The following is a 24,083-nucleotide window of genomic DNA, read 5'->3' as shown; positions in this document are numbered from 1 at the left end:
AGGCAAGGCGTGCCAGATCCCGGGACATCCCACAGTGATATGTATCAATTGGGCTGAGAGGCCGGCGGCACCGGCGACCTAGGTTTCATCCATCGAATTCGATGGGATCAATACGCGTACCTCGTCGACCCGATCCCCAGAAAGGAAACTCGACGTGCGCATTCGCCTTCTGGCCGCCGCCACCGGTGTGATCGCGGCCCTGGTCGCCCCGTCCGCCGCGCAGGCCGCCGACCCGGTCACCCCCTACATCATCGGCGGGAGCACGGTCTCGTCCGCGCCCTGGGCCGCGGCCGTCTTCAGCAACGGCAGCTTCACCTGCTCCGGCACGATCATCTCGGCCAACTACGTCCTCACCGCACGGCACTGCGTCAGCGGGACGATGTCGGTACGCGTCGGCAGCGTGAACCGGACCTCCGGCGGCGTCACCCGGACCGTCTCGTCCAGCTCCACCCGGTACGACCTCGCGCTGCTGCGCCTGAGCAGCTCGGTGAGCACCACCTACATGCCGCTGTCCAGCGCGTACCCGCCGGTCGGCTCCACCAACAGCATCTACGGCTGGGGCATGACCTGCTACTCCGGCTGCGACGCGTCGACCACGCTGAAGACCGCCACGGTCTCGGTGACGTCGACCAACGCGACCGACGCCTACAACGGCCGGGCGATCGCCAGCACCCGCGTCAACGGGAACGCCTGGCGGGGCGACTCGGGTGGGCCGCAGGTCTACAACGGCGCCCAGGTGGGTGTCGCGTCGACCGCCGACGGCTCGAGCCGGCAGTACTACGGCAGCGTCGCCTACAACCGGGCGTGGATCACCTCGGTGGCCGGCGTCTAGAAGAGATGCGGTCCGGGCGCAACGGAGCGCCCGGACCACAACTTCGTCAGAGGATGGGCGCGGGAGCGTACCCCGCCGCCTGGGGGTTCTGGGCCACGATCTCGGCGATCCGCGCGGCAACCGCCTGGACCTGCGCCGGGGCCGCGCCCACGAACGCGGCGCGGTCCGCGACGAGCGTGTCGATCTCGGCGCGCGAGAGCCGCAGGCGCTCGTCGGCGGCCAGCCGGTCGAACAGGTCGTTGACCGCGGCGCCCTTCTCCCGCATGGCCAGCGCCACGGCGACCGAGTGCTCCTTGATCACCTCGTGCGCGACCTCCCGGCCGACGCCCTTGCGCACCGCGGCGACCAGCACCTTCGTGGTGGCCAGGAAGGGCAGGAAGCGGTCCAGCTCCCGGGCGACCACCGCGGGGTAGGCCCCGAACTCGTCGAGCACCGTGAGGAACGTCTGGAACAGCCCGTCGGTGGCGAAGAACGCGTCCGGCAGCGCGATCCGGCGGACCACGGAACAGGAGACGTCGCCCTCGTTCCACTGGTCGCCGGCCAGCTCGCCGGTCATCGACAGGTAGCCGCGGACGATCACCGCGAGGCCGTTGACCCGCTCCGAGGACCGGGTGTTCATCTTGTGCGGCATCGCCGAGGAGCCGACCTGGCCGGGCTTGAAGCCCTCGGTCACCAGCTCCTGGCCGACCATCAGCCGGATGGTGGTGGCCAGCGACGACGGGCCGGCGACGATCTGGGCCAGCGCCGAGACCACGTCGAAGTCGAGCGAGCGCGGGTAGACCTGGCCGACGCTGGACAGCACCCTTGCGAACCCGAGGTGCTCGGCGACCTTCTTCTCCAGCTCCGCAGCCTTGTCGAAGGAGCCGTCGAAAAGGTCGAGCTGGTCGGCCGCGGTGCCGACCGGGCCCTTGATGCCACGCAGCGGGTAGCGGCCGATCAGGTCGTCGAGACGCTCGTACGCGATCAGCAGCTCCTCCGCCGCCGAGGCGAACCGCTTGCCCAGCGTGGTCGCCTGCGCCGCGACGTTGTGCGAGCGACCGGTCAGCACCAGGTCGGAGTGCTCGACGGCGAGCGCCGCGAGCCGGGACAGCGCGGCCACCACCCGGTCCCGGATCAGCTCGAGCGACGCCCGGATCTGGAGCTGTTCGACGTTCTCCGTGAGGTCGCGGGAGGTCATCCCCTTGTGGATCTGCTCGAACCCGGCCAGCTCGGAGAACTCCTCGATGCGGGCCTTCACGTCGTGCCGGGTGATCCGCTCACGGGCCGCGATCGACGCCAGGTCGACCCGGTCGAGCACCGCCTCGTACGCCTCGACGGCGCCCTCCGGAACGTCGACGCCGAGATCACGCTGGGCCTTCAGGACCGCGAGCCACAGCTTGCGCTCCATCCGGATCTTCTCCTCCGGGGACCAGAGGGTGACGAGGTCGGCGGAGGCGTACCGGGCAGCGAGCACGTTCGGGATGGTCACGGCACTGATTCTTTCACGGGCTGGACGGCGTCTCCCGGCAGCCGGTGACGCAGGGTACGGACATCACGGCTGAGCAGCATCGCGGCGACGGACAGGAACATCAGCACCGCGCACCCGATCAGGGTGGGCCGCAGCCCGGCCGCCTCGGCGATCGGCCCGACCAGCACCTCACCGACCGGCATGGCCAGGAACGATCCGAGCATGTCGTACGAGTACACCCGCGCCAGCTTGTCGGCCGGCACGTGCTCCTGCATCGTGGTGTCCCAGGCGATGCCGAACTGCTCCAGCCCAACCCCGGCGATGAACCCGGTGACCAGCAGCACCGGCACGGTCGGCCGGACGCCGAGGGCCAGCATCGGCAGGGTGACCAGGCCGCACCCGAAGGTCCCCCAGAGCAGCAACCGCCGGATGCGCAACCGGATCGCCAGCATCGCCCCGGCCATCATGCCGAGGGTCTGCGCCGCGAGGATCAGGCCCCATGCCGTCCGCCCGAAGGTCTGGTCGGCGACCACCGGGCCCAGCACGTTCGCCGAGCCGGACCACGCCACGTTGCCGATGCAGGCGCAGGCCACCACCACCCACAGCCACTCGCGGGAGCGGAACTCGGTCCAGCCGCCGCGCAGCTCGGTGAGGACACCGGGCCGCACCGAAACCGGCCGGGAGGGCAGTCGGAGGAACGCGAAACAGAGCGCCGAGACCGCGAAGGTGGTGGCGTCCACGGCGATGCCCCAGCCCGGCCCCACGACGGCGACCAGCACGCCGCCCAGCGGGGCGCCCAGGATCATCGCGCCGTTGGAGCACATCCGGTTCAGCGCGTTGGCCTGCTGCCGGACATCCTCCGGAACGGTCTGCGGCACCACCGCCGCGGTGGCCGGCAGAGCCAGGGCGGCCACCACGCCGTTGACCGCCGAGACGCCGACGAGCAGCGGGATCGTCGCGGTGCCGGTGAGCACCAGGGCAGCCACCACACCCTGGGTGGCGGCTGCGGCGAGGCCGGCGCCGACCAGCACCAGGCCGCGTGGCAGCCGGTCCGCCAGCACCCCGCCGAAAAGCAGGAACAACACGTTGGTCAGGGTCCGGACCCCGACGACGAGACCGAGGTCGCGGACCGAACCGGTCAGGTCGAGAACGGCGAAGGAGAGAGCGATCGGGGCGATCGCGTTGCCCAGGGCGTTGACGGTCCGCCCGGCCAGCAGGAGCCGGAAGTTGCGGTGGCGCAGCGGGCCGGTCATTCCGCTGCCATCTCGAAGAGGGCGACCGTGGTGCTGGTCCGGATCGTGCCGGGAGTGCGCGGCGGCTGCGCGGCCGCGTGCAGGTCGACCAGCGCGGCGGCGATCCGGTCACGAATCTCCTTCCACACGTCCGGATCGACCCAGAACTCCCCATCGCCCAGAACCCCGGGTCCGGGGCCGGGACCTCCCGCCGACCTTCGGATCAGTTCCTGTGCGGCAGCCGGGTAGAGCGCCCGCTTTCCCTCCGAAGCGAGTGGGCCGCGGTCGTTCACCGCGTCGTAGCGGTACCGCTTCGCCACCCCGCCGCGGATCTTCTCCTCGCCGGCCACCACGATCAGGCCGCCGGACTGGAGGTTGCGCAGGTGGTAGCTGGCATTGGCGTGGGTGATCCCGAGTTCCCTCGCGACTTCGGCGGCGGTCAGTGCGGCCCCGGTGAGCAGGGACATGATCTGTAGGCGTACCGGATGGGCCAGCGCTCGGAGCGCGGCCGTGCCGCCGGACTCGGCATCTCCCAAAGACATGTTGGGGAGTCTATGTATCCGGTGGGGCAACTGTCCAACAGTTGTTTGAGAGTGGCACACTGCACGGGCCAACCGGCATCCTCGCTAGGGTTACCGGTGGGTAGCCTGGCCGATCCCCGAAAGGACTACTGATGACGGATTTCAGCCCCGAGTCGCTCGCCGCGATCGGCCCGAAGGAGTTCACTCAGCTGGTCAAGTCCACCCCGGACTCGAAGATCGCCGAGGTGATGGCGTCCGACACCCGCACCAAGATCCTGGACGAGGTGTTCAACCGGATGCCCGGGCTCTTCCGCGCGGAGCGGTCCGGGGACACCTCCACCGTCATCCACTGGATCATCACGGGCGGGCCGAGCGGCCAGGACACCTACGAGACGGTGATCGAGGACAAGACCTGCACCGTCACCAGCGAGCCGGTCCGCAAGCCCGAGCTGGCCATGACCATGGACGCGCTCACGTTCCTGAAGACCATCACCGGCGCCGGGAACCCGATGATGCTGTTCATGACCGGCAAGATCAAGGCGAAGGGCAACCTGAACCTGGCCACCAGCATCCCGAAGCTCTTCGACATCCCGAAGGGCTGACCCTCACAGCAGGCCGTGGTCCCGGGCGTAGATCGCGGCCTGCGTCCGGTCCCGCAGGCCCAGCCTCGCGAGGATGTGCGAGACGTGGTTCTTGACCGTCCCCTCGCTCACGTAGAGCTTGGCGGCGATCTCCCGGTTCGTCGCGCCCCGGGCGATCAGCCGCAGCACCGCGTGCTCCCGGTCGGTCAGGTCGGCGCGGGGCGTCGACATCGGCTCCCCGCGGTCCAGGGCCGACACCAGGCGCCGCACCACCGCGCTGTCGTGCTGGTCGACGCCGGACCGGGCCAGCCGCACGGCCCGGGCAAGATCCCGCGGCGGCAGGTCCTTGAGCAGGTAGCCGCCCGTCCCGGCCCGCAGCGCCCGGATCACGTACTCCTCGTCGTCGAAGGTCGTCAGCATCAGGACGCGACAGGCCGGCAGCCTCTCGCGGAGCAGTTCGGCGGCACGAAGACCATCCAAGACCGGCATGCGTACGTCCATGAGCACGACGTCCGGCACCGTGGCGAGGGCGAGCTCCACCGCGGCACGGCCGTCCGCCGCGGTGCCGACCACCTCGATACCCGGCTCGATGCCGAGCAGCGAGGCGATGCCCTCCCGGATCAGCGCCTGGTCGTCGGCGACGAGAACCCGCACCGGGGCGTCGGCGGTCACCGGGTCCCCGCCGGGACACTCGCCACGATCCGGGTGCCGTGTCCGGGCGTCGACTCCACCCGTACGCTGCCGCCGAGAACGGCCAGGCGCTCGCGCATGCCGCTGAGCCCACTACCGGCCACGGTGTCCGGGGCGAAGCCCTGGCCGTTGTCCTCCACTTCGAGGACCGCGCCGTCCTCGCCGCGCCGGACCGCCACCCGCACGAGGTCCGCACCGGCGTGCCGGCGGGCGTTGGTGAGCGCCTCCTGAGCGACCCGGTAGAGCGCCTCCGAGCCGGCCCGCCCCTGGTCCAGGTCCGCGTCGCCGACGTCGAGCACCACCCGGAAATCCACGTCGTCCAGCCCTTCCACCAGCGCGAACAGGGCCGTGGCCAGGGAGAACGGCTCGTCTCGGAGGGCGCCGACCGACTCCCGTACCTCGCGGAGCGCCCGTCCCGCGGCCCGGTGGGCGTCCGCGACCGCCCGGTCCGCCACCTCCGGGTCGCGGTCCCGGAACGCCTCCGCCTTGGCCAGCTGGACGCTGATCGCGGTCAGATGATGGCCGACGCTGTCGTGGATGTCCCGGGCCAGCCGGTTGCGCTCGCTCGCGGCGCTCAGCTCGGCCACCCGCTGCTGCGAGGCGGTCAGCTCGGCCACCAGCCGCTCGGCCCGCAGCCGGCTCTGTCGCTGCTCGGCCGCGACGGCCGCGGTGGCCACCGTCAGGACCAGGCCGATGAAGAGCATGAACAGATCGGAGACCACCTCGGGATCGGTCCAGCCGCCGGTCACGGTACTGGCCCGGACCAGCGCGGCGGACAGGTAGAACACCGCCAGGCCGATCCCGGCGGCACGGCCCAGCCAGAGGTACGCGAAGAACGGCACCAGGACGAAGAGGGCCTGGGAGAAGCCGGCCTGATCGGCGGAGTTGACGGTCTCCAGCAGCACGATCCGGACCACCAGCAGGGCCACCGCCCAGCGCCGTGACCGGGGCCGCCGCCAGTCGAACTGCTCGACGGCCAGCAGGGCGAGCAGGCCCCCCACGAAGACCGCCAGCTCGGCGCCGGACCAGTCCGGTGCCAGACCGGCGACGACGTAGTAGAGCCCGGTCAGCATCACCGCCCCGTAGAGCAGCGAGGCCATCCAGCGCAGCGGCGGTGCGTCGAGAGCCATACCGTCACGCTAGGTGGCCGGGGCATCCACGCCCATGCCCGGCGCTCAGGTTTGGCCATTCGTCATGTGCCGTCCGGCCGGCGACCGCCCGCCGCTCCTGGCCGCGCGGCACTGTCCCCGGTCCGGGCCGGCCGGGCACGGTATCGACGTCCGATACCGAAGGAGTCCGACAATGTCCGAACGGGATCTGTACCGTCTCGCCGCCCTGGCCGGCCTGGCCGGCGGCGTTCTCACCCTGGTGGCCGTGGCCCGCCGTGCCGGGCTGCTGCCGGAGAACGGGTTCACCCACGCCCTGGCTCCGCCGGCCAGCGCGCTGCTGCTGCTCACCCTCACCGCGCTCTACCTGTGCCAGCGGCAGGAGTCGGGCCGGCTGGGCCTGGCCGGTTTCGTGCTGAACCACCTCGGCCTGACCGGGCTGTTCGCGATCGAGTTCCTCACCCACGCGGTCCTGCAATACCAGGACGCCGCGACCCGGGAGGCCGTGCTCACCGGGCCGGGGCGGCCGTACTTCCTGGTGGTGGCGCTGATCTTCCTGGCCGGGGTGCTGCTCTTCGGCGCCGCGTCATGGCGGGCCGGAGTGCTGCCCCGGGGCGCCGTGGCGCTGTACGTGCTGGGCCTGAGTGCCGCGGCCCTGCGAGCCGCGGCACCCGAGTGGCTCTACCTCTCCGGGCTGATCGCCGGCAGCCTGGGTGTGCTGTGGCTGTCGGTGGCCCTGCTGCGGGACGCCGGCCGGCCGGCGCTCGTCACAGCGTGATCCGGCCCTCGACGGCGCGCAGGGCGATGTCCGTGCGGTACTGCGCGCCGTCCAGCCGGACGCCCTCGACCAGGGCGTAGGCGGCCGCGCGGGCGGCGGGCAGGTCGGCGCCGGCCGCGGTGACGCTCAGCACCCGGCCGCCGGCCGAGACCAGCGCGCCGTCGGCGTCGCGGGCGGTGCCGGCGTGGATGACGCCCGGGCGCTCGGCCCCCTCGATGACGTCGCCGGTCCGCGGGACGCCGGGGTAGTTGTGGCTCGCCACGACGATCGTGATCGCCGAGCCGTCCTTCCAGCGCAGCGGTCCGTGCTCGGCCAGGGTTCCGGTGGCGGCGGCGTTGAGCAGCCCGGCCAGCGGGGTGTCCAGCAGCGCCAGCACCACCTGGGTCTCCGGGTCGCCGAACCGGGCGTTGAACTCGATCACCTTCGGACCGTCCGGGGTGAGCGCGAGCCCGACGTAGAGCAGGCCGGAGAACGGGGTGCCGCGTTTGCGCATCTCGGCCAGGGTCGGCTCGACGGTCTCCCGCAGCACCCGCTCGGTGAGGTCGGCCGGCGCCCAGTCCAGCGGCGCGTACGCCCCCATGCCACCGGTGTTCGGGCCCTCGTCGCCGTCGGCCAGCCGCTTGAAGTCCTGGGCCGGCATCAGCGGGGCGGCCGCGGTGCCGTCGGTGACCACGAAGAGCGAGACCTCGGGGCCGGACAGGTACTCCTCGATGACGACCTTGCCGCACGCCTCGGCGTGGATCAGGGCCTCGTCGAGATCGTCGGTCACCACGACGCCCTTGCCGGCGGCCAGGCCGTCGTTCTTCACCACGTAGGGGGCGCCCAGCTCGGTGAGGGCGGCGCGGACCGCCTCCATGTCCGAGCAGGCGAAGGAACGCGCGGTCGGCACCCCGGCCGCGGTCATGACCTCCTTGGCGAAGGTCTTCGAGCCCTCCAGCCGCGCGGCCGCGGCCGACGGACCGAAACAGGCGATGCCCTTGGCCCGCACCGCGTCGGCCACACCGGCGACCAGCGGGGCCTCCGGGCCGACCACGACCAGGTCGGCGCTCAGCTCGACGGCGAGCGCCGCGACCGCGGCGGGATCGGTGACTTTGACCTCATGCAGCTCGGCGACCTGGGCGATGCCCGGGTTGCCCGGCGCGGCGGCCAGGAAGTCGACGGACGGGTCGGCGGAGAGCCCGACGGCAAGCGCGTGCTCGCGCCCACCGGAGCCGATCAGAAGTACGCGCACGACGGCCCATCCTACCTGCGTCACCGTCCAGTAAACTTCGGCAGTACCCGGGCTCCTCCAGGTACGACCTTGGGGAAAGGCAACACTCAAAGTGCCGGTGATCGTGTTGGTCGGCGCCCAGTGGGGCGACGAGGGCAAGGGCAAAGCCACGGACCTGCTGGGCGACCGGCTGGACTACGTGGTCAAGTTCAACGGTGGCAACAACGCGGGCCACACCGTCGTCATCGACGGCGAGAAGTACGCGCTCCACCTCCTTCCGAGCGGGATCCTCTCCCCGAACGTCGTACCGGTGATCGGCAACGGTGTCGTCGTCGACCTCAACGTGCTGTTCCAGGAGATCGACGGCCTGGAGGCCCGCGGCATCGACACCTCCCGGCTCCGGATCAGCGCGAACGCGCACGTCATCGCGTCGTACAACCGGACCCTCGACAAGGTCACCGAGCGGTTCCTCGGCTCGCGCCGGATCGGCACGACGGGCCGGGGCATCGGCCCCACCTATGCCGACAAGATGAACCGGATCGGCATCCGGGTGCAGGACCTCTTCGACGAGTCGATCCTGCGGCAGAAGGTCACGGCCGCGCTGGGCTTCAAGAACCAGGTGCTGTCGAAGATCTACAACCGGACCGGTGCGAAGGTCGACGACGTGGTCCGGGAGCTGCTCTCCTACGTCGACCGGCTGCGGCCGTACGTGGCCGACACCGCCCTGGAGCTGTCCGAGGCCATCGACGCCGGCAAGGTCGTGCTCTGCGAGGCCGGCCAGGCCACCCTGCTCGACGTGGACCACGGCACCTACCCGTTCGTGACCAGCTCGAACGCGACGTCCGGCGGCGCCTGCACCGGCTCGGGCATCCCGCCGACCCGGATCGACCGGGTGGTGGCCGTGCTCAAGGCGTTCACCTCCCGGGTCGGTGAGGGCCCGTTCCCGACCGAGCTGCACGACAAGTGGGGCGACTACCTGCGTGAGGTCGGTCACGAGTACGGCACCACCACCGGCCGCCCGCGCCGCATCGGCTGGCTGGACCTGGTGATCGGCCGCTACGCGCAGCGCATCAACGGGGTCACCGACTTCGCGATGACCAAGCTGGACAACTACGACGGGCTCGACGAGATCCCGGTCTGCGTGGCGTACGAGGTGAACGGCGTCCGGCACGACGAGATGCCGGTCAACCAGACCGACTTCCACCACGCGAAGCCGATCTTCGAGACGCTGCCCGGCTGGAAGCAGGACATCACCGGCTGCCGCAAGTTCGAGGACCTGCCCCAGGAGGCGCAGGACTTCGTCGAGTTCGTCGAGCAGCGGATCGGCGCGCGGATCTCGATCGTCGGCGTCGGCCCCGGCCGCGAGGCGGTCATCGAGCGGCACTCGGTGCTCGGCGGTAACTGACCGTGTACGACGTGGTGCTCCTCAGCCTGGCCGAGGGGTCGGGCGACGGCTGCGGTTCCGGGTGCGGTGGCTGTGCCTCTGCCTGCGCGACTCCGCGTACCCCCGTGTTGGCCTGCGCGGACGCGCTGCGTGAGGCCGGCGCCCGGGTGGAGACCGTGCTGGCCGGTTCGGATCAGGAGATCGACGCGGTGCTGGCCCGTTTCGACGGGCCGGCACGGCCGGACGGTCTCGCCTGGCCGGACCCGGACACCAAGCTGAGGCTGGTGGTGGCGAGCGCCACCGACGGCCAGTTGCGCGCCGTCGTGCGCCGGCTGGTCCGGCGGTACGCTCCGCCGCCCAGCAAGCGCCCCTCCGACCTGGCGGCCGGCCGCACCGTGCCGGATCTCCCGCCGCTCGCGATCCTGCCGCTCGACCCGGGCAACTCCGGCGATCTGGCCGCCCAGCTCGGCCTCCCGCGGACCCCGGCCGAGGTGGCCGCGGCCGTGATGAACGGCCCGGTCCGCCGCCTCGACCTGCTGCGCAACGACGGCGGTTCGGTGACGCTGGACGGCGCTCTGCTCGGCGGTTCCGACGACGAGGGCCGGGCGGTGCCGTGGCGGGGCCGGGTCGAGGTCGACGACGCCCTGCTCACCGACGGTGAGGAGCCGGTGCTGGCCTGTGTGGTCGGCAACGCGGCCGGTTACGCCGAGTTCGACGGCCTGCGGCTGCTCGCCGACGGCGACCCCACCGACGGGCGGGTCGAGGTCGCGGTGGCGGTCCCGGTCGTGGTCAAACAGCGTTTCAAGGGCACGAGGGTACGGGTGGAGGTGCGCCGGGCGCGCGGCCGTGCGGTGTCCGTGCTGCCCCGCGAGGGTGACCTGCAGTTCCTCGACGACGGGGTGGCGGGTTCCACCAGCCGCAAGCGTTCGTGGTGGACCGAGCCGGGCGCCTGGGCGGTGTTCACGAGCTGACGCGATCCTTCTGGGCGACCCCGGTTCCGATGCGGAACCGGGGTCGCGCTGTTTCTCCGGTTTCTGGTCTATGTCGGGTTCCACGGGTCGTGGCGGACCGAGCAAACGTATGTACGCAAACGTATGCGGTACGCGGTACGGTCCCGGCAACCCGGCACTCGGGTCGGGGCTGACTCGACAGGAGGCACGTGGGATGAGGACCCGTCAGCGGTTGTCCCTCCTGACCGTCGCGGCCATGATCGGGGTCACCGGCTGCTCCCAGGGGACTGAGTCAACCGAATCCACGGCCGAGCAGAACGTGGCCGCCACGACCAGCTGCGCCGCCAACGGCGAACTCACCATGTGGGAGCGCTCGGGCGGCAACAAGGACATGGTGGACATGCTGGTCGCGGCGTGGAACACGAAGAATCCCGACTGCAAGATCGCACTGACCTACATTCCGCACACCGAGATGGTCGGCAAGATCGCCCAGGGCATCGCCTCCGGGCAGGTGCCCGACCTGATGGGCATGGATCTGATCTACGCGCCCCAGTTCGAGAAGGCCGGCCAGCTCGTCGACCTCACCGACCGGATCCGCGCCTGGCCCGAGCTGGCGACCGCCAGCAGCGGGCACATGACGGTCGCGACCTACGACCAACGGCTCTACGGCGTCCCGCTCTACGCCGACGTGTCGGCGCTCTTCTACAACAAGGACCTCTTCAAGAAGGCCGGACTCGACCCGGCGAAGCCGCCGGCCAGCCTGTCCGAGCTGCGGTCCTACGCCGACAGGATCACCGCGCTGGGCGGGGACGTGAAGGGCTACTACCTGCCGGGCAACTGCGCGGGCTGCAACATCTTCACGGTCGGGCCGCTGATGTGGGCCTCCGGCGCCAAGATCGAGGCGGCCGGCCCGGGTGACGAGCCGCTCGTCGGCGACGGCGTGAAGCAGGTGCTCCAGTTCGAGCGGGACATGGTGAAGGCCGGCAACGTCCACGACGGCGACCGCACCGAGAACGGCGAGACGTTCCACCTCCAGTTCGGCTCCGGCAAGGTCGGCATGATGGGCACCGGCAACTTCAACATCACGCTCGCCCGCCAGCAGAACCCCGGGATGGACTTCGGCATCGCCCTGCTGCCCGGCGTGGCGCCGAACTCCAGCGCCTCGTTCATCGGCGGCGACCTCGTCGTGGTGCCCAAGGGCAGCAAGCGGGTCAACGACGCGGTCAACTTCATGAAGTTCCTGCTCTCCGACGACGTCCAGGTCGAGGTGTACGCCAAGGCGCTGAACCTGACCACGCGCAGCGACATGGTCGACAACAAGTACTTCCAGGCCGAGCCGCTGGTCCAGGACGTGGCGAAGGCGCTGACCGTCGGCCGCACGCCGTACACGCTGACCTTCTTCGAGCAGATCAACTCGCCGCAGGGCCCCTGGCTCAAGATGCTCCAGCGCGCCTACTACTCCGACGACGACCTCGACACGGTCATCGCCGACGCCAAGAAGGAAATGAAGGAGATCGCCGCGAAGTCCTGACGGAGGGGAAAACCATGCAGGGTACGCGGCGGAACAGATGGACCGGCCTGGCGTACGTGGCCCCGGCACTGGTGTTCGTGCTGGTGTTCACGGTCTACCCGCTGGGCCGGATGATCTGGATGTCACTGCACGAGTGGTCGCTGATCGCCGAGCCACACTTCATCGGCCTGGACAACTTCCGGCGGGCGTTCGGCGACCAGCAGTTCTGGACGTCGTTCCGGTTCACTCTGATGTACACGGTGCTGATCACCCCCGTCCTCATCGTGGGCGGCTACCTGCTGGCCCTGCTGACCGCGCCGCCGTCACGGGTGCGCGCTGTCACCCGTACCGTGATATTCGTCCCTGTCGTTATCGGTCTAGGGGTTTCCAGCCTGCTCTGGTACTGGCTGTTCAGCACGGATTTCGGGGTGATCAACCGGATCCTGCTCGACCTCGGTGTCATCGACCAGCCGGTGCTCTGGCTCGGGGTGGACGCCGGCACGTCGAACTTCGCGATCAGCACGTCGGTGGTCTGGAAGGTGATCGGCTTCGGGATGATCCTGTTCGTCGGCGCGATCCAGGCCATCCCCACCGAGATCACCGAGTCGAGCCTGGTGGACGGCGCCGGCTACCGGCAACGGGTCACCCGCGTGGTCCTGCCGCTCACCATGCGCACGGTCCTGCTGGTCACCCTGCTCAGCGTGATCGGCTCGCTGCTGGCGTTCGACCAGTTCTACATCATGACCGCCGGGCAGCCGCAGAACGAGACCGCGACCTCGGTGTTCTTCGTCTACCTCAACTCGTTCCCGTACCTGAGGCTGGGTTACGGCGCCGCCCTGTCGCTGATCCTCGCGGTGACCATCCTGGCGTTCACCATCGTGCAGCTCGTGCTCACCCGCCGGAGCGAGTCGTGACCGCGCGCACCGGATACCTGGTGACGGCGGCCTGCGTCGCGATCAGCACGGTCATGCTGCTGCCGCTGGTCTACTCGATGCTGGCCTCGATCAAGCCGACCGCCGAGGCGGCCGCCACCCCGCCCACCTACCTGCCGCACGGGGTGAGCCTGGACAGCTACCGGCGGCTCTGGGACTACCAGGAGGGGCTGCTCACCTATCTGGGCAACAGCTTCGGCACGGCGCTGCTGACGATCGTCTTCACGCTGCTGCTGACGGTGCCCGCCGGGTACGGGCTGTCGCGCTTCCCGGTCCCCGGCCGCGAGGTGATCTTCGTGGTGCTCCTGCTCGCGCTGATCATTCCGTACCAGGCTCTGCTGACCCCGATGTTCCTGATGTTCGCCCGGGTCGGCCTGACCAACTCGCTGGCCGGGCTGGCCGTCCTGCACACCAGCATCCAGCTGCCGTTCAGCCTCTACATCCTGCGCAACACGTTCGCCGCGGTGCCGCGTGAGATCGAGGAGGCCGCCGTCATGGACGGGGCCGGCTCGTTGCAGATCCTGCTGCGGGTGTTCCTCCCGCCGACGGTGCCGGCCGTCGTCACCGTCACCCTGTTCGCCTTCATCACGTCCTGGAACGAGTTCCTCGGCGCGCTGGTGATGATGAGTTCGAGCGCGAAGTTCACCCTGCCCGTGATCCTGGCGACGGCGCGGACCGAGACCAGTCTCGGCGGCACCGACTGGGGCATGCTCCAGGCCGGCGTCACCATCTCGGTCATCCCCTGCGTGCTCGTCTACCTGTTGCTCCAGCGGTACTACATGGCCGGTCTGATGAGCGGAGCCGTGAAATGAGCGTGTCAGTGGTGCAGCCGTCCCGGACCGCCTGGTCCCGGCTCCGTCCGTTCGGCGCCCGGCAGGTCGATCTGCGCACCGGCTTCTGGGCCGACCGGGTCCGGATCAACCGGGAACGCACCATCCCGCACGGTCTCGACCAGCTCCGCCGTGCCGGGACGCTGGACAATCTGCGGCTCGCGGACGGGTACCGTGCCGCCGCCGACTCGACCGGGGCCACCCTGCCGTTCCTCGACTCCGATGTGTACAAGTGGCTCGAGGCGGTCGGGTGGGAGCTCGCCCGCGGACCCGACCCGGACCTGGCCGCGGCCGCCGGCGAGGTGATAGCCCTGGTCACCACCACGCAGCGGGCCGACGGCTATCTGAACAGCTACGTCCAGGCCGGCGACGGCGAGCCGTACCGTGACCTGTCCTGGGGTCACGAGCTCTACTGCCTCGGGCACCTGATCCAGGCCGCGGTGGCCTGGCATCGTGCGCTCGGCGACGACCGGCTGCTCGACGTCGCGATCCGGGCCGTCGACCACCTGCCCGGCCCGCTCGTCGACGGCCATCCCAACATCGAGATGGCGCTGGTGGAGCTCGCGCGGGTGACCGGGGACCGGCGCCGTCTGACGACGGCCGCCCGGATGCTCGAACTGCGTGGTCACGGCACGCTGCCCGGCGCGCGGTTCGGCGCCGGTTACTGGCAGGACCATGAGCCGGTACGCGACGCGGCCACCGTCGCCGGCCATGCCGTCCGGCAGCTCTACCTGGACTGCGGCGCCGTCGACGTGGCCGTCGAACTCGGCGACGACCGGCTGCTCGGCGCGGTCCGGCGGCGCTGGGACGACATGATCCGGACCCGTACCTACCTCACCGGGGGGCTCGGCAGCCGGCACCGCGACGAGGCCTTCGGTGACCCGTACGAGCTGCCACCGGACCGGGCCTACGCCGAGACCTGCGCGGCCGTCGCCAGCGTGATGCTCGCCTGGCGCCTGCTGCTGGCCACCGGCGAGGCCGGGTACGCCGACGCGATCGAGCGGACCATGTACAACGGTGTCCTGCCCGGCATCTCGCTCACCGGAACCCGGTTCTTCTACACCAACCCGCTGCAACGCCGTACCCACCGCGTCCTCGACGGCGCCGGGCCGCGACTGCCCTGGTATCCGTGCGCCTGCTGCCCGCCCAACCTGATGCGCCTGCTCAGCTCGTGGCAGCAGTACCTGGCGACCTGCGACGACAGCGGCATCCAGGTGCACCAGTACGCCGCCGCCGAGGTGCGGACCGAACTGCCGTCCGGCCCGGCCCGGCTGCGGATCGACACCGGCTACCCCTGGGACGGCCGCATCGTCCTGTCCCTGCTGGAGACACCGGCCGAGCCGTGGACCCTGTCCCTGCGGGTGCCTCGGTGGTGCCGGTCGGCGACCCTGACCGGGCCGGACGGCACCCTCGCGGTCGGCGCCGGGATGGTCAAGCGGCACCGGCGGTGGCAGCCCGGCGACGTCGTCGAACTGAGCCTCGACCTGCCGGCCCGGATCGTCGAGCCCGACCCGCGGATCGACGCGGTACGCGGGTGCGTGGCGGTGGAACGCGGCCCGCTCGTCTACTGCATCGAGACCGCGGACGCGCCGGGGCGTACCGAGATCGAGGAGTTGATCTGGGATCCGAGCCGGGAACCGGCCGTGCAGCCGCGGCCCGACGTCGCCGAGGCGATGGTCGGCGTCACCGTCCCGGTGCTACGCCGCCGGTCCGGTGCACCGGCGACGGCCGGAGCCATCCCCTACTTCGCGTGGGCCAACCGCGAACCGGGTGCCATGCGGGTCTGGATCCCCCGCTGATCAGGGTCGCTCCGGCGGCGCGGTGGAGTCCCGCACGACCAGCGGCAGCTGGAACACGGTCACGTCCGGCTCGCGGGCGCCCGACGGATCCCGGGCCAGCGACACCGCCCGGGCCACGCCGAAGCCGACGATCTCCGCGATCGGCATCCGCAGTGTGGTGAGCGCGGGCACGGTGTGCGACGCGATGAGGATGTCGTCGAAACCGACCACCGACAGCCGGCCGGGCACCGGGATGCCGAGACCGTGCGCGGCATGCAGCGCGCCCACGCCGACCAGGTCGGTGGAGGCGGCCACCGCGGTCGGCGGCTCCGGCAGGCTCATCAGGTCGGTCAGCGCCGTCTCGCCGCCGTCCAGGGTGCCGGGGCAGCGCCGCAGATAGCCGGAGGGGACCCCGCCGAACCGCTCCCGCATGAAATCGGCGTACGCCTCCTCGCGGATGCGGTACTCGTTGGGCAGCTCCGCGCTGAGGAACCCGATCCGGCGGTGCCCGAGCGACGCGAGATGCTCCAGACCCGCCCGCACACCGGCCCGGTCGTCCGGGTTGACGGCCGGGAACTCGAGCGGGCTCACGCCCTGCCACAGCCCCACTACCGGCACCGTCGATCCGCGCAGGTCGTCGAGAAGCTCCGGGTACGCCTGCATGTCACCGAGCAGGATGATCGCGTCCGTGTGCCGGGTCTCCAGCACGGTGGTGAGCGGGGTCCCGGCGTCCAGCCGGCCGTGGACGTGGCCGAGGACCACGTTGTAACCGTGCGCCATCGACTCGACGACGAGCGCCTCGATGACCCCGGCGTAGAAGACGTCACTGAAGTCCCGGACCACCGCGCCGATCAGGTTGGTCGACGCGCCGCGCAGCCCCCGGGCCAGCGGATTGGGCCGGTAACCCAGCTCGCGTGCCGCCCGGATCACCCGCTCCCGGGTCTCCGGGGCGATCGGCACCCGGGTGGGCGCGTTGTTGAGCACCCGTGACACGGTGCTCTGCGAGACCCCGGAGGCGGCCGCGATGTCCCGCATCGTGACCACGGAACGCGGCGAGGGTGGCATCGCAGCGAGCGTAACACCGGGTGTCCGGCATGCACGCATACGATTTCATGCGGGCCGGGCCGCTGCCGCCCGCGACCGCAGGAGACAAGGATCCGAGGTCCGTGCAACTCTGGACGGGCACTTCAGCCGATCGTGATACCGGAGGTCTCATCCGTGGCGGACGAGAACGCCGACCGTGTCCATGCCCCGGGGGCCGAGTCCGCTCCGCCCGCCCGGGACGTGGAGCCGTTCTGGGCCGACGAGCCCGAGACGCCGGTGCACGGCCGTGCCGTGCCACTGACCGATCGGATGCCACCGGTCGGGATGACGCAGGTCGAGCCGGGCGTCTACCGGCCCTCCGGGGACACGTCCCTGCCACCCGGGGTGCACCTGCCCAGCCAGCGGCCGCCGGCCGAGTCCGCGCCGTGGCCCGGTCCGGAGCCGGTCGTCCCGGCCGTGACCGACTCCCCGTGGGCGCAGCCGCCGCAGCGTCCGGCGGAGAGCGCCCCGATGCCGCCGGCCACCCAGCCGGTCCCGGTGCAGCCGGTCTCGCCGCTGTCGGCCCAGCCCGCCTGGCCCGGACCCGCCGAACCGGTCCCCACCCAACCCGCATGGCCGGGACCTGCCGAGCCGGTCTCCGTCCAGCCCGCGCCGGTGGAGCCCGTTTCGGTCCAGCCGGTCGTACCGGCGGTCGGCGCCTCCGTCGTACCCCCGCCGTTTGAACAGCCGGCGCCCCCGCAGGCCGCCGTCGGGACGCCCAGCCCCACGGAGGCCGCGCCGTGGCCGCCGGAGCAGGCCGCCGTCACGACGCCGAACCCCGCGGAGGCCGCGCCGTGGCCGCCGCAGGCCGTCGGTGAGGCGCCCGTGCACACGACGCCGCTGTCGCCGCCTCAGCAGCAGGGGCCGCCGCCCGGCGCCGCCGAGATCGACCCGTTCCAGGACCTGCTCGACGCGACGCCGACGGCGGAGGAGTTCGCCCGGCGGCGGCTCGCCCGGCCGTCCCAGCAGAGCGCCACGATGGGTGCCCGGGCAATGCTCCGGAAGAGCACGTTCGGGCTGCTCAACATGGCTCCGGGCCAGCAGGAGCTGGAGTACAAGCAGGACGTCGAGATGGTTCGCCGCAACTTCGGCGGGCTGCGCCAGGTGACCGTGGTGAACCCGAAGGGCGGCGCCGGGAAGACGGTGGCCGTGCTGCTGCTGGCGATGACGTTCGGGCAGAAACGCGGCGGCTACGTCCTGGCCTGGGACAACAACGAGACGCAGGGCACGCTGGGCATGCGGGCGCAGCAGGACTTCCACGCCCGTACGGTCCGGGACATGATGCGTGACCTGCATCTCTTCCAGGGCGCGCAGGGCCGGGTCGGTGACCTGTCGCAGTATGTCCGGGCCCAGGGCGAGGGCATGTTCGACGTGCTCGCCTCGGACGAGTCGGCGACCGCCGGCGAGATGCTGACCGCGGACTCGTTCGCCGAGATCCGTGACGTGGTGAGCCGGTTCTACAAGCTGATCTTCGTGGACACCGGCAACAACGTCCGCGCGGAGAACTGGCAGGCCGCCATGGACGCCACCGACCAGCTGGTGATCACCATGTCGGCCCGTAACGACTCGGCCGAGACCGCGGCCCGGGCGCTCGACCACCTGGAGCAGAGCGGACGCCGGCGCCTGGTCCGCCAGGCGGTGACCATCGTCACCATGCCGCCGACCCGCAAGGACATCGACCTGCCCTGGATCCAGCAGCACTTCGCGGCCCGGACCAGGGCCGTGCTGCTGGCCCCCTACGAGCGGCTGATCGACTCCGGCGAGCCGATCCGTTACGGCGAGCTCTCCAGCAGCACCAAGGACGCCTGGCTCAAGATCGCCGCTGCGGTCGCTGAGGGGCTGTGACCGGCAGTTCGGCGGCGATCAGCGGGGCGAGGGCCCGGGCGTACCCGGTCGAGATGTGGTTGAAGTCCTTGTAGACGAGGACGTTGCCGACCACGACCGGGCAGAACGTCCGGGTGCAGAACCACGGCATCGGGTCGATGACCGTGACGCCGAGCGACGCGGCCGTCCCGGCGACCGCCGCACGGCGGGCCGGCTCCTGGAGGGACCGGCCCGCGGGGCGGCCGCAGGCGGTCAGCTCCCGCGGGTGCACGGCGGCGCAGTCGGGGGCGCTGCGGTAGGGCCACGGCGTGTCGCTGATCATCACGAGCTGCCGGCCGGGCGCCTGGAGCCGGCTGATCGTGGCACGCCAGCCGTCCACCCACAGCCGGTCGTCCCCGGCCGGCGCCCGTTCGCCGTCCGCGTCGATGAGCCCGCCCTCGTCGCTGCTGTTGGACGACATCACCACCATGGCGGGCCGGTCCCGGCGGATCTTCTCGATCACCCACTCCCGCCAGGCCACACACTCGGTGTAGGCCCGCTTGAGCACCTTGTTGTAGACGGTCACGGACGGGACCTGGCAGCCGGTCTTGGTGAGCGAGACGAACCGCATGCCGCGGTCCCTGGCGACGGTGTCGAACGCGGGGAACCAGTGCGCGCCGTGCGAGTCGCCGATCAGGTAGATGGCCTCGCGGCCGTTCGGGTCCCCGTACGTGCAGGCGTTCTCCTGTCGTGTCCCGGCGTAGGTGATGCTGCACCCGTCCGGGTAGACCCGTGGCACGTCGCCGTTGGCGGTGGTGATCTCCGGGGTCACGTTGGCCGGGATCCGCCGCTGCCGGGCGCCGTCGGCGACCAGACGGGTCACCTCGGCCAGCGGGTCCCCGGCGGCGCTGATCGCGGCGATGGTGTCCTCGGCGGCCGGCCCGTACGGCAGCGGCGGCGTGAACAGGGAGGCGACCAGCGCGAGAGCGCCCATCCCGGCGCCCAGGTCAGCGCCGCGATCAGCACGGCGGCGATCCCGGCCCAGGCCAGCGAAGTGGCGACGGCTCTCGGCAGCCGGGCGAGCGCACCCGCGGAGACCGCCACCAGCGCCCCGATCGCCAGCTCATGGGCCCGGGTGTGCGCCCCGAAGTAGGCCCAGGAGACGGCCGCGCCGCTCTGCCACACACTGACCGCGAGCGAGGCGGCGATCACCGCGCCGAGCACGATCCGCAACGACCGGCGGCCGGTGACGACCAGCAGGAGCAGCGGCCAGACCAGGTAGAACTGCTCCTCGACGGCGAGCGACCAGAGATGTTGCAGGGGTGACGGGTCGGCCGCGGCGTTGAAGTAGTCGGTGCCCTCGGCCGCGAGCCGCCAGTTGATCCCGTAGAACGTGCTGAACAGGGCGTCCGTGGAGATCGACGCGAAGCGGGTCGGCGGCAGCCACAGCCAGGCCCCGATCAGCGTCGCGACGGCCACGACCGTCGAGGCGGGCAGCAGGCGGGTGGCCCGGCGTGCGTAGAAGCCGGCCAGCGAGACGGTGCCGGTCCGGTCGAGTTCCCGCAGCAGCAGTGCGGTGATCAGGCAGCCGGAGATCACGAAGAACACGTCCACGCCGACGTAGCCACCCGCCAGCCCGGGGACCCCGGCGTGACCGAGAACCACCAGGGTGACGGCGATGGCACGCAGTCCCTCGATGTCCGGCCGGAATCCGGAATGTCTGTCGCTCGCCGTCACGGATCGCCATGCTGGACCCGCTATCTGGCGGGCGAATTAACGGGAACTCTCCACACAGCAAACACATAGGAGGGACGGCGGGCGCCACGGGACGCCCGCCGTCGACCGGAACGGATCAGGTCAGGGCGTCGGCCGCCGCCGGGTCGCTGTCCCGCAGGAACTGGGCGCAACGGGCCGCCTCGTCCGCCTCACCGATCACGGCGGCGGCCTGCGACAGGACGTGCAGGCAGCGCAGGAAGCCCTGGTTCGGCTCGTGCGCCCAGGGCACCGGGCCGTGGCCCTTCCAGCCGTTACGGCGCAGCGCGTCCAGGCCGCGGTGGTATCCGGTGCGGGCGTACGCGTACGCGGTGACCGGCTCATCGGCGGCCAGCGCCGCGGCGGCCAGGGGCGCCCAGGCGGCGCTGTACGCGGGGTACTTGGCGGCGACCGCCTTGAAGGCCTCGTCGGTGCCCGCGGCGGTGGCCTCGGCGAGAGCCTTGTCGGCCTCGGCGTCGGCGGGCAGGCGGGTGGCCGGCGGCTCGGGAAGGAGGTTCTGCATGACCCCATTCAACCCGTCCGGAGCGACCGCATTCCCTTCAAGACCGCGTTTCGTGCGGCCTTTTCAGTCCCAGGCCCCGCCGAGGCGGAACAGCCGGTCGGCGTACTCGATCTGGGTCTGCCACTCGTCCGGCCACGCGGAGAGGCCGAGCGACGCGCCCGCGAAGGCCCCCGCCAGGCAGGCGATGGAATCCGAGTCGCCGGACGAGGCCGCGCCACGGCCGACGACGGTGACCGGGTCGTGCGGGGAGATCAGGTAGCAGTAGAGGGCGGTGGCCAGCGCCTCCTCGGCGATCCAGCCGGCGCCGGTGGCCAGGCACGGGTCACCGGCGTGATCGCCCTTCGCGAGCGCGGCCTCGACCCGGTCCAGCGCGGCGGCGCACTCGTCCCAGCCGCGGGCGATGAAGTCCTCCGGCGAGGTCACCGTCGGGCGCTGCCACAGCTCCCCGAGCCAGTCGCCCCGATAGACCTTCCGCTGCGCGGAGCAGCGATCCCGGAGGGCGGCGAGCAGATCGGCCGGCGCGAGGCCGTTCCGGAGCCAGAGGCAGGCGTACGCGGTGAGCTCGCTCGCCGCCAGCCCGGTCGGATGGCCGTGCGTGAGGGCCGCCTGGAACTGTGCCACCCCGGCCCGCTGGTCGTCGGTGAGCCCGGGAACCAGGCCCACCGGGGTGACCCGCATGTTGGCGCCGCAGCCCTTCGAGTCGGCCTGGGTGGCCCGGGTCCACGGCCGGCCGTCGGCGAGCAGCCCGATGGCCCGCAGGCAGGTCATGCCGGGCGCCCGGTCGTTCTCCGGGCTGGCCGCCCAGGCCAGGAAGCGTCGGCGCAGCACCGGCTCGAGAGCGGCCGGGGTGACGTCGGCGCCGACCTCGAGCAGCGCCTCGCCGACCGCCAGGGCCATCTGCGTGTCGTCGGTGACCAGGGCCGGCTCGCCGACCAGCTGCCGTGGGCCGCCGGGACCGTACCGGGCGACGATCGACGCGTACTCCTGGAACTCGGTCGGCTTCCCGAGCGAATCCCCGTACGCCAATCCGAACAGTGACCCCGACGCAGCACGCATATCGACAACTCTAGGTAGTGCGTCAACGACGTGCTCGGTGCGAGCAAGATGGACGGTATGCCCGATCCCCTGCAACCAGTGCTCGGCGGCGACACGCCCTTCGACGCAACCGCCGACGAGATCGAGACCCGAGCCGAACTGAACGTGCACCTGGCCCGGAACACCCTGGCCGGCCTGTGTGTCCTGGGCCTGCGCCTGGACCAGGACCCGCCCGATCTGAGCGGCATCGACGTCCGCGACACCGTCTTCGTCGGCTGCCATCTGGCCGGGCTGGAGGTGGAGGCCGACCTGATCCGGCGCGGGGCGCAGGTGGTCCCGCCCTTCGACGGGCGGCCCTACCCGACGCATCCGGCGCTGCTCTACACGGCGGAGGACCTGTCCGCCGGGTTCGCCGAGCACGGCTTCGCCGGAATGTACGACACCGCCGTCTACGACCATTTCGTGGCGCACGGCGGCGCTGTTCCGGACATCCGGGAGGCACTCGCCCAGCGGCTGCACGACGCCGGGATCGACAACGCGCTGGGCAAGGCGCTCAACGCGTGGGTGTCGGCGCATGGGCCGGGCGGGGCGATCGGGATCATGGGCGGCCATGCCGCGCCACGGGGCTCGGGGCCGTACCGGATGGTCGCGGCCCTGGCCCGCCGCCTGGCCGCCGCCGGGCGCCTGATCGTGACCGGCGGCGGCCCGGGCGTGATGGAGGCCGCCAACCTGGGCGCCTACTTCTCCTCGTTCCCGGAGTCCGACCTCACCGTCGCGATCGACCGGCTCGCGGTCGCGCCGCAGTTCCTGGACCACGTGCCGTACACCGCGGCCGCGCTGGCGGTGCGGGCCACCTGGCCGCTGCCGCAGCTCGACGTGGCCGGCCGGCTCCAGCACGGCGGCCTGGCCCTGCCCACCTGGCTGTACGGGCACGAGCCGGCCAACCTGTTCGCCGGCCAGATCGGCAAGTACTTCTCCAACGCGGTGCGGGAGGACTCGATCCTGCGGCTGTCCCGGGGCGGGATCGTGTTCGCGCCGGGCTGGGCCGGGACCGTGCAGGAGATCTTCCAGGCGGCGACCAAGACGTTCTACGCCACCGACGGGCCGTCCGGGGCGTACGTGTTCCTCGGTGTGGAGCACTGGTCCGCGCTGCCGGTGGTGGATCTCCTCGGACCGTTGCTGGCCCGTTCCCCGCACGGCGACCAGTCCGGTCTGCTCGTCGTCACCGACTCACTGGACGAGGCCATGGCAGCCCTCTCACCTGCGCCATCGGCGAAGTAGCGGGGGTATCGCACACTGCATCCATGGATCTGACCGTGTTCTTCATCGTTGTCATCGCGCTGTTGGCGGTCGTGCTCGTTTTCAAGCTCACCAGGGGTGCCGGCCGGCGCGCCCACCGGTCCCACTCCGGTGGTGGCTGGGCGGCGGCCTCGCACAGTCACCACCACGACGGTGGCTCCTCGGATGACCACTCGTGGAGCGACAGCGGTTCGTCGTCGAGTGACAGCGGCGGCGGATGGAGCGGCTCCGACAGCGGCGGTGGCGGATGGAGCGGCTCCGACAGCGGCGGTGGCGGCTGGGGCGGCGGCGACAGTGGCGGTGGCTGGAGCGGCGGCGGCGACAGCGGCGGTGGCGGCAGCTACTGACCCCGTCAGGCGACGTGCACGCGCCGCCAGTGTGCGGCGGGCAGCTCGGCTTCGGGGACGTCGGTGATGCCGTTCTCGTCCATGGCGTTGTAGATCGCGAGGCGCGCGCCGTCGAAGAGGAATTCGACGGCGTGCAGCACGCGGGGCCGCCAGTCGGCCGAGGTGGTCCGCTCGATGATGTTGACGGCGCGAAGCGGGCGGTCGCGGGCCTGGCGCAGCGCGGCGTTCGGGTCGGACCGCCAGTCGAAGTGTTCGTACCAGTCGATCGGGACGCTCATGTCGATCTGGTCCCAGGTGATCGCGCACTCATCGAATTTACGGTGAGTGATCTCTACGCGACTCAATCCGAAGTCGAGGATCACCGGACCGTCGGCGAACCAACCACGCTGAGCCACATCCCACATGAGGTGGCTTGATCGCAGTTTCCGGCCGATGAGCCGCACGAACATGTGTCGATGGG

At 71.4% G+C, this 24,083-nt stretch carries 24 protein-coding genes; 12 read left to right on the top strand and 12 right to left on the bottom strand.

Annotation, left to right across the window (positions count from 1 at the left end; genetic code table 11):
- Nucleotides 1-154: 154 nt before the first annotated feature.
- Complete coding sequence (locus BJ964_RS11015) at nucleotides 155-832, top strand: S1 family peptidase (RefSeq protein WP_188120589.1); 678 nt, start codon at nucleotides 155-157, stop codon at nucleotides 830-832.
- A 46-nt stretch (nucleotides 833-878) separates the two neighbouring features.
- Here the strand turns inward: BJ964_RS11015 and purB are convergent, their stop codons facing one another.
- Genes purB through BJ964_RS11000 form a run of 3 tightly spaced genes read right to left on the bottom strand, consistent with a single transcriptional unit; the run spans nucleotide 879 to nucleotide 4,053 of the window.
- Nucleotides 879-2,300: an adenylosuccinate lyase gene (purB, locus tag BJ964_RS11010; RefSeq protein ID WP_188120588.1), complete on the bottom strand. Its 1,422-nt coding sequence runs from the start codon at nucleotides 2,298-2,300 to the stop codon at nucleotides 879-881.
- A complete protein-coding gene (locus BJ964_RS11005; RefSeq protein ID WP_188120587.1) occupies nucleotides 2,297-3,532 on the bottom strand; it encodes an MFS transporter in 1,236 nt (411 codons plus the stop codon). The genes purB and BJ964_RS11005 overlap by 4 nt, the downstream gene beginning before the upstream one ends.
- Nucleotides 3,529-4,053 carry an ArsR/SmtB family transcription factor gene (locus tag BJ964_RS11000; RefSeq protein WP_188120586.1) on the bottom strand — a complete coding sequence of 175 codons (525 nt, stop codon included), beginning with the start codon at nucleotides 4,051-4,053 and terminating at the stop codon, nucleotides 3,529-3,531. Before BJ964_RS11000 ends, BJ964_RS11005 begins: the two co-directional genes overlap by 4 nt.
- 131 nt (nucleotides 4,054-4,184) lie before the next feature.
- Here BJ964_RS11000 and BJ964_RS10995 point away from each other — a divergent pair, with 131 nt between their 5' ends.
- Nucleotides 4,185-4,634 (top strand): SCP2 sterol-binding domain-containing protein, encoded by a 450-nt coding sequence (locus BJ964_RS10995; protein WP_188120585.1) that lies wholly within the window; start codon nucleotides 4,185-4,187, stop codon nucleotides 4,632-4,634.
- 3 nt (nucleotides 4,635-4,637) lie between these two features.
- Here the strand turns inward: BJ964_RS10995 and BJ964_RS10990 are convergent, their stop codons facing one another.
- Together BJ964_RS10990 and BJ964_RS10985 are read right to left on the bottom strand one after the other, a co-directional pair.
- The gene (locus tag BJ964_RS10990; RefSeq protein ID WP_188120584.1) at nucleotides 4,638-5,285 is read right to left on the bottom strand and encodes a response regulator; all 648 of its coding nucleotides are present in this window, start codon (nucleotides 5,283-5,285) and stop codon (nucleotides 4,638-4,640) included.
- Nucleotides 5,282-6,433, bottom strand: a complete 1,152-nt coding sequence (locus BJ964_RS10985) for a sensor histidine kinase (protein WP_188120583.1) — start codon at nucleotides 6,431-6,433, stop codon at nucleotides 5,282-5,284. The genes BJ964_RS10990 and BJ964_RS10985 overlap by 4 nt, the downstream gene beginning before the upstream one ends.
- A 172-nt stretch (nucleotides 6,434-6,605) precedes the next feature.
- Here BJ964_RS10985 and BJ964_RS10980 point away from each other — a divergent pair, with 172 nt between their 5' ends.
- Nucleotides 6,606-7,187, top strand: coding sequence for a hypothetical protein (locus BJ964_RS10980; RefSeq protein ID WP_188120582.1), 582 nt, complete (start codon nucleotides 6,606-6,608; stop codon nucleotides 7,185-7,187).
- Here the strand turns inward: BJ964_RS10980 and purD are convergent.
- The gene (gene purD, locus BJ964_RS10975) at nucleotides 7,177-8,418 is read right to left on the bottom strand and encodes a phosphoribosylamine--glycine ligase (protein ID WP_188120581.1); all 1,242 of its coding nucleotides are present in this window, start codon (nucleotides 8,416-8,418) and stop codon (nucleotides 7,177-7,179) included. The genes BJ964_RS10980 and purD overlap by 11 nt on opposite strands.
- Before the next feature lie 91 nt (nucleotides 8,419-8,509).
- On the opposite strand from purD, the gene BJ964_RS10970 reads away from it, so the two are divergent.
- From BJ964_RS10970 to BJ964_RS10945, 6 genes are all read left to right on the top strand, one after another.
- Nucleotides 8,510-9,802 (top strand): adenylosuccinate synthase, encoded by a 1,293-nt coding sequence (locus BJ964_RS10970; RefSeq protein ID WP_188120580.1) that lies wholly within the window; start codon nucleotides 8,510-8,512, stop codon nucleotides 9,800-9,802.
- A gap of 2 nt (nucleotides 9,803-9,804) precedes the next feature.
- Nucleotides 9,805-10,752 carry a diacylglycerol kinase family protein gene (locus BJ964_RS10965; RefSeq protein WP_188120579.1) on the top strand — a complete coding sequence of 316 codons (948 nt, stop codon included), beginning with the start codon at nucleotides 9,805-9,807 and terminating at the stop codon, nucleotides 10,750-10,752.
- Nucleotides 10,753-10,945: 193 nt separating this feature from the next.
- On the top strand, nucleotides 10,946-12,262 hold the full coding sequence (locus BJ964_RS10960; RefSeq protein ID WP_229807114.1) for an ABC transporter substrate-binding protein: 1,317 nt from the start codon (nucleotides 10,946-10,948) through the stop codon (nucleotides 12,260-12,262).
- A 14-nt stretch (nucleotides 12,263-12,276) separates the two neighbouring features.
- Nucleotides 12,277-13,155: a carbohydrate ABC transporter permease gene (locus tag BJ964_RS10955; RefSeq protein ID WP_188120578.1), complete on the top strand. Its 879-nt coding sequence runs from the start codon at nucleotides 12,277-12,279 to the stop codon at nucleotides 13,153-13,155.
- Nucleotides 13,152-13,985 carry a carbohydrate ABC transporter permease gene (locus BJ964_RS10950; protein WP_229807115.1) on the top strand — a complete coding sequence of 278 codons (834 nt, stop codon included), beginning with the start codon at nucleotides 13,152-13,154 and terminating at the stop codon, nucleotides 13,983-13,985. Before BJ964_RS10955 ends, BJ964_RS10950 begins: the two co-directional genes overlap by 4 nt.
- Nucleotides 13,982-15,802 carry a glycoside hydrolase family 127 protein gene (locus BJ964_RS10945; protein ID WP_188120577.1) on the top strand — a complete coding sequence of 607 codons (1,821 nt, stop codon included), beginning with the start codon at nucleotides 13,982-13,984 and terminating at the stop codon, nucleotides 15,800-15,802. Before BJ964_RS10950 ends, BJ964_RS10945 begins: the two co-directional genes overlap by 4 nt.
- Here BJ964_RS10945 and BJ964_RS10940 read toward each other — a convergent pair whose 3' ends face one another.
- Nucleotides 15,803-16,846: a LacI family DNA-binding transcriptional regulator gene (locus BJ964_RS10940; protein ID WP_188120576.1), complete on the bottom strand. Its 1,044-nt coding sequence runs from the start codon at nucleotides 16,844-16,846 to the stop codon at nucleotides 15,803-15,805.
- Nucleotides 16,847-16,999: 153 nt separating this feature from the next.
- Here BJ964_RS10940 and BJ964_RS47885 point away from each other — a divergent pair, with 153 nt between their 5' ends.
- Nucleotides 17,000-18,709, top strand: a complete 1,710-nt coding sequence (locus BJ964_RS47885) for a MinD/ParA family ATP-binding protein (RefSeq protein WP_188120575.1) — start codon at nucleotides 17,000-17,002, stop codon at nucleotides 18,707-18,709.
- On the opposite strand, the gene BJ964_RS10930 is transcribed toward BJ964_RS47885, so the two are convergent.
- From BJ964_RS10930 to BJ964_RS10915, 4 genes are all read right to left on the bottom strand, one after another.
- Complete coding sequence (locus BJ964_RS10930) at nucleotides 18,675-19,661, bottom strand: SGNH hydrolase domain-containing protein (protein ID WP_188120574.1); 987 nt, start codon at nucleotides 19,659-19,661, stop codon at nucleotides 18,675-18,677. The genes BJ964_RS47885 and BJ964_RS10930 overlap by 35 nt on opposite strands.
- The gene (locus tag BJ964_RS10925; protein ID WP_188120573.1) at nucleotides 19,547-20,404 is read right to left on the bottom strand and encodes an acyltransferase family protein; all 858 of its coding nucleotides are present in this window, start codon (nucleotides 20,402-20,404) and stop codon (nucleotides 19,547-19,549) included. The genes BJ964_RS10930 and BJ964_RS10925 overlap by 115 nt, the downstream gene beginning before the upstream one ends.
- A 115-nt stretch (nucleotides 20,405-20,519) precedes the next feature.
- A complete protein-coding gene (locus BJ964_RS10920) occupies nucleotides 20,520-20,942 on the bottom strand; it encodes a DUF3151 domain-containing protein (RefSeq protein ID WP_188120572.1) in 423 nt (140 codons plus the stop codon).
- A 63-nt stretch (nucleotides 20,943-21,005) separates the two neighbouring features.
- Nucleotides 21,006-21,998 carry an ADP-ribosylglycohydrolase family protein gene (locus BJ964_RS10915; RefSeq protein ID WP_188120571.1) on the bottom strand — a complete coding sequence of 331 codons (993 nt, stop codon included), beginning with the start codon at nucleotides 21,996-21,998 and terminating at the stop codon, nucleotides 21,006-21,008.
- Nucleotides 21,999-22,055: 57 nt separating this feature from the next.
- Here BJ964_RS10915 and BJ964_RS10910 point away from each other — a divergent pair, with 57 nt between their 5' ends.
- Both BJ964_RS10910 and BJ964_RS10905 read left to right on the top strand, forming a co-directional pair.
- Nucleotides 22,056-23,258 (top strand): hypothetical protein, encoded by a 1,203-nt coding sequence (locus BJ964_RS10910; protein ID WP_188120570.1) that lies wholly within the window; start codon nucleotides 22,056-22,058, stop codon nucleotides 23,256-23,258.
- Between the two features lie 23 nt (nucleotides 23,259-23,281).
- Entirely contained in the window at nucleotides 23,282-23,623 is a 342-nt protein-coding gene (locus tag BJ964_RS10905) for a hypothetical protein (protein ID WP_188120569.1), read from the top strand.
- A gap of 5 nt (nucleotides 23,624-23,628) precedes the next feature.
- Here the strand turns inward: BJ964_RS10905 and BJ964_RS10900 are convergent, their stop codons facing one another.
- Nucleotides 23,629-24,072 (bottom strand): hypothetical protein, encoded by a 444-nt coding sequence (locus BJ964_RS10900; protein WP_229807126.1) that lies wholly within the window; start codon nucleotides 24,070-24,072, stop codon nucleotides 23,629-23,631.
- Nucleotides 24,073-24,083: the final 11 nt, after the last annotated feature.

Origin of the sequence: Actinoplanes lobatus (assembly GCF_014205215.1) — a bacterium.
GTDB lineage: Bacteria > Actinomycetota > Actinomycetes > Mycobacteriales > Micromonosporaceae > Actinoplanes > Actinoplanes lobatus.
This window is presented reverse-complemented; position numbering and strand designations above follow the sequence as displayed.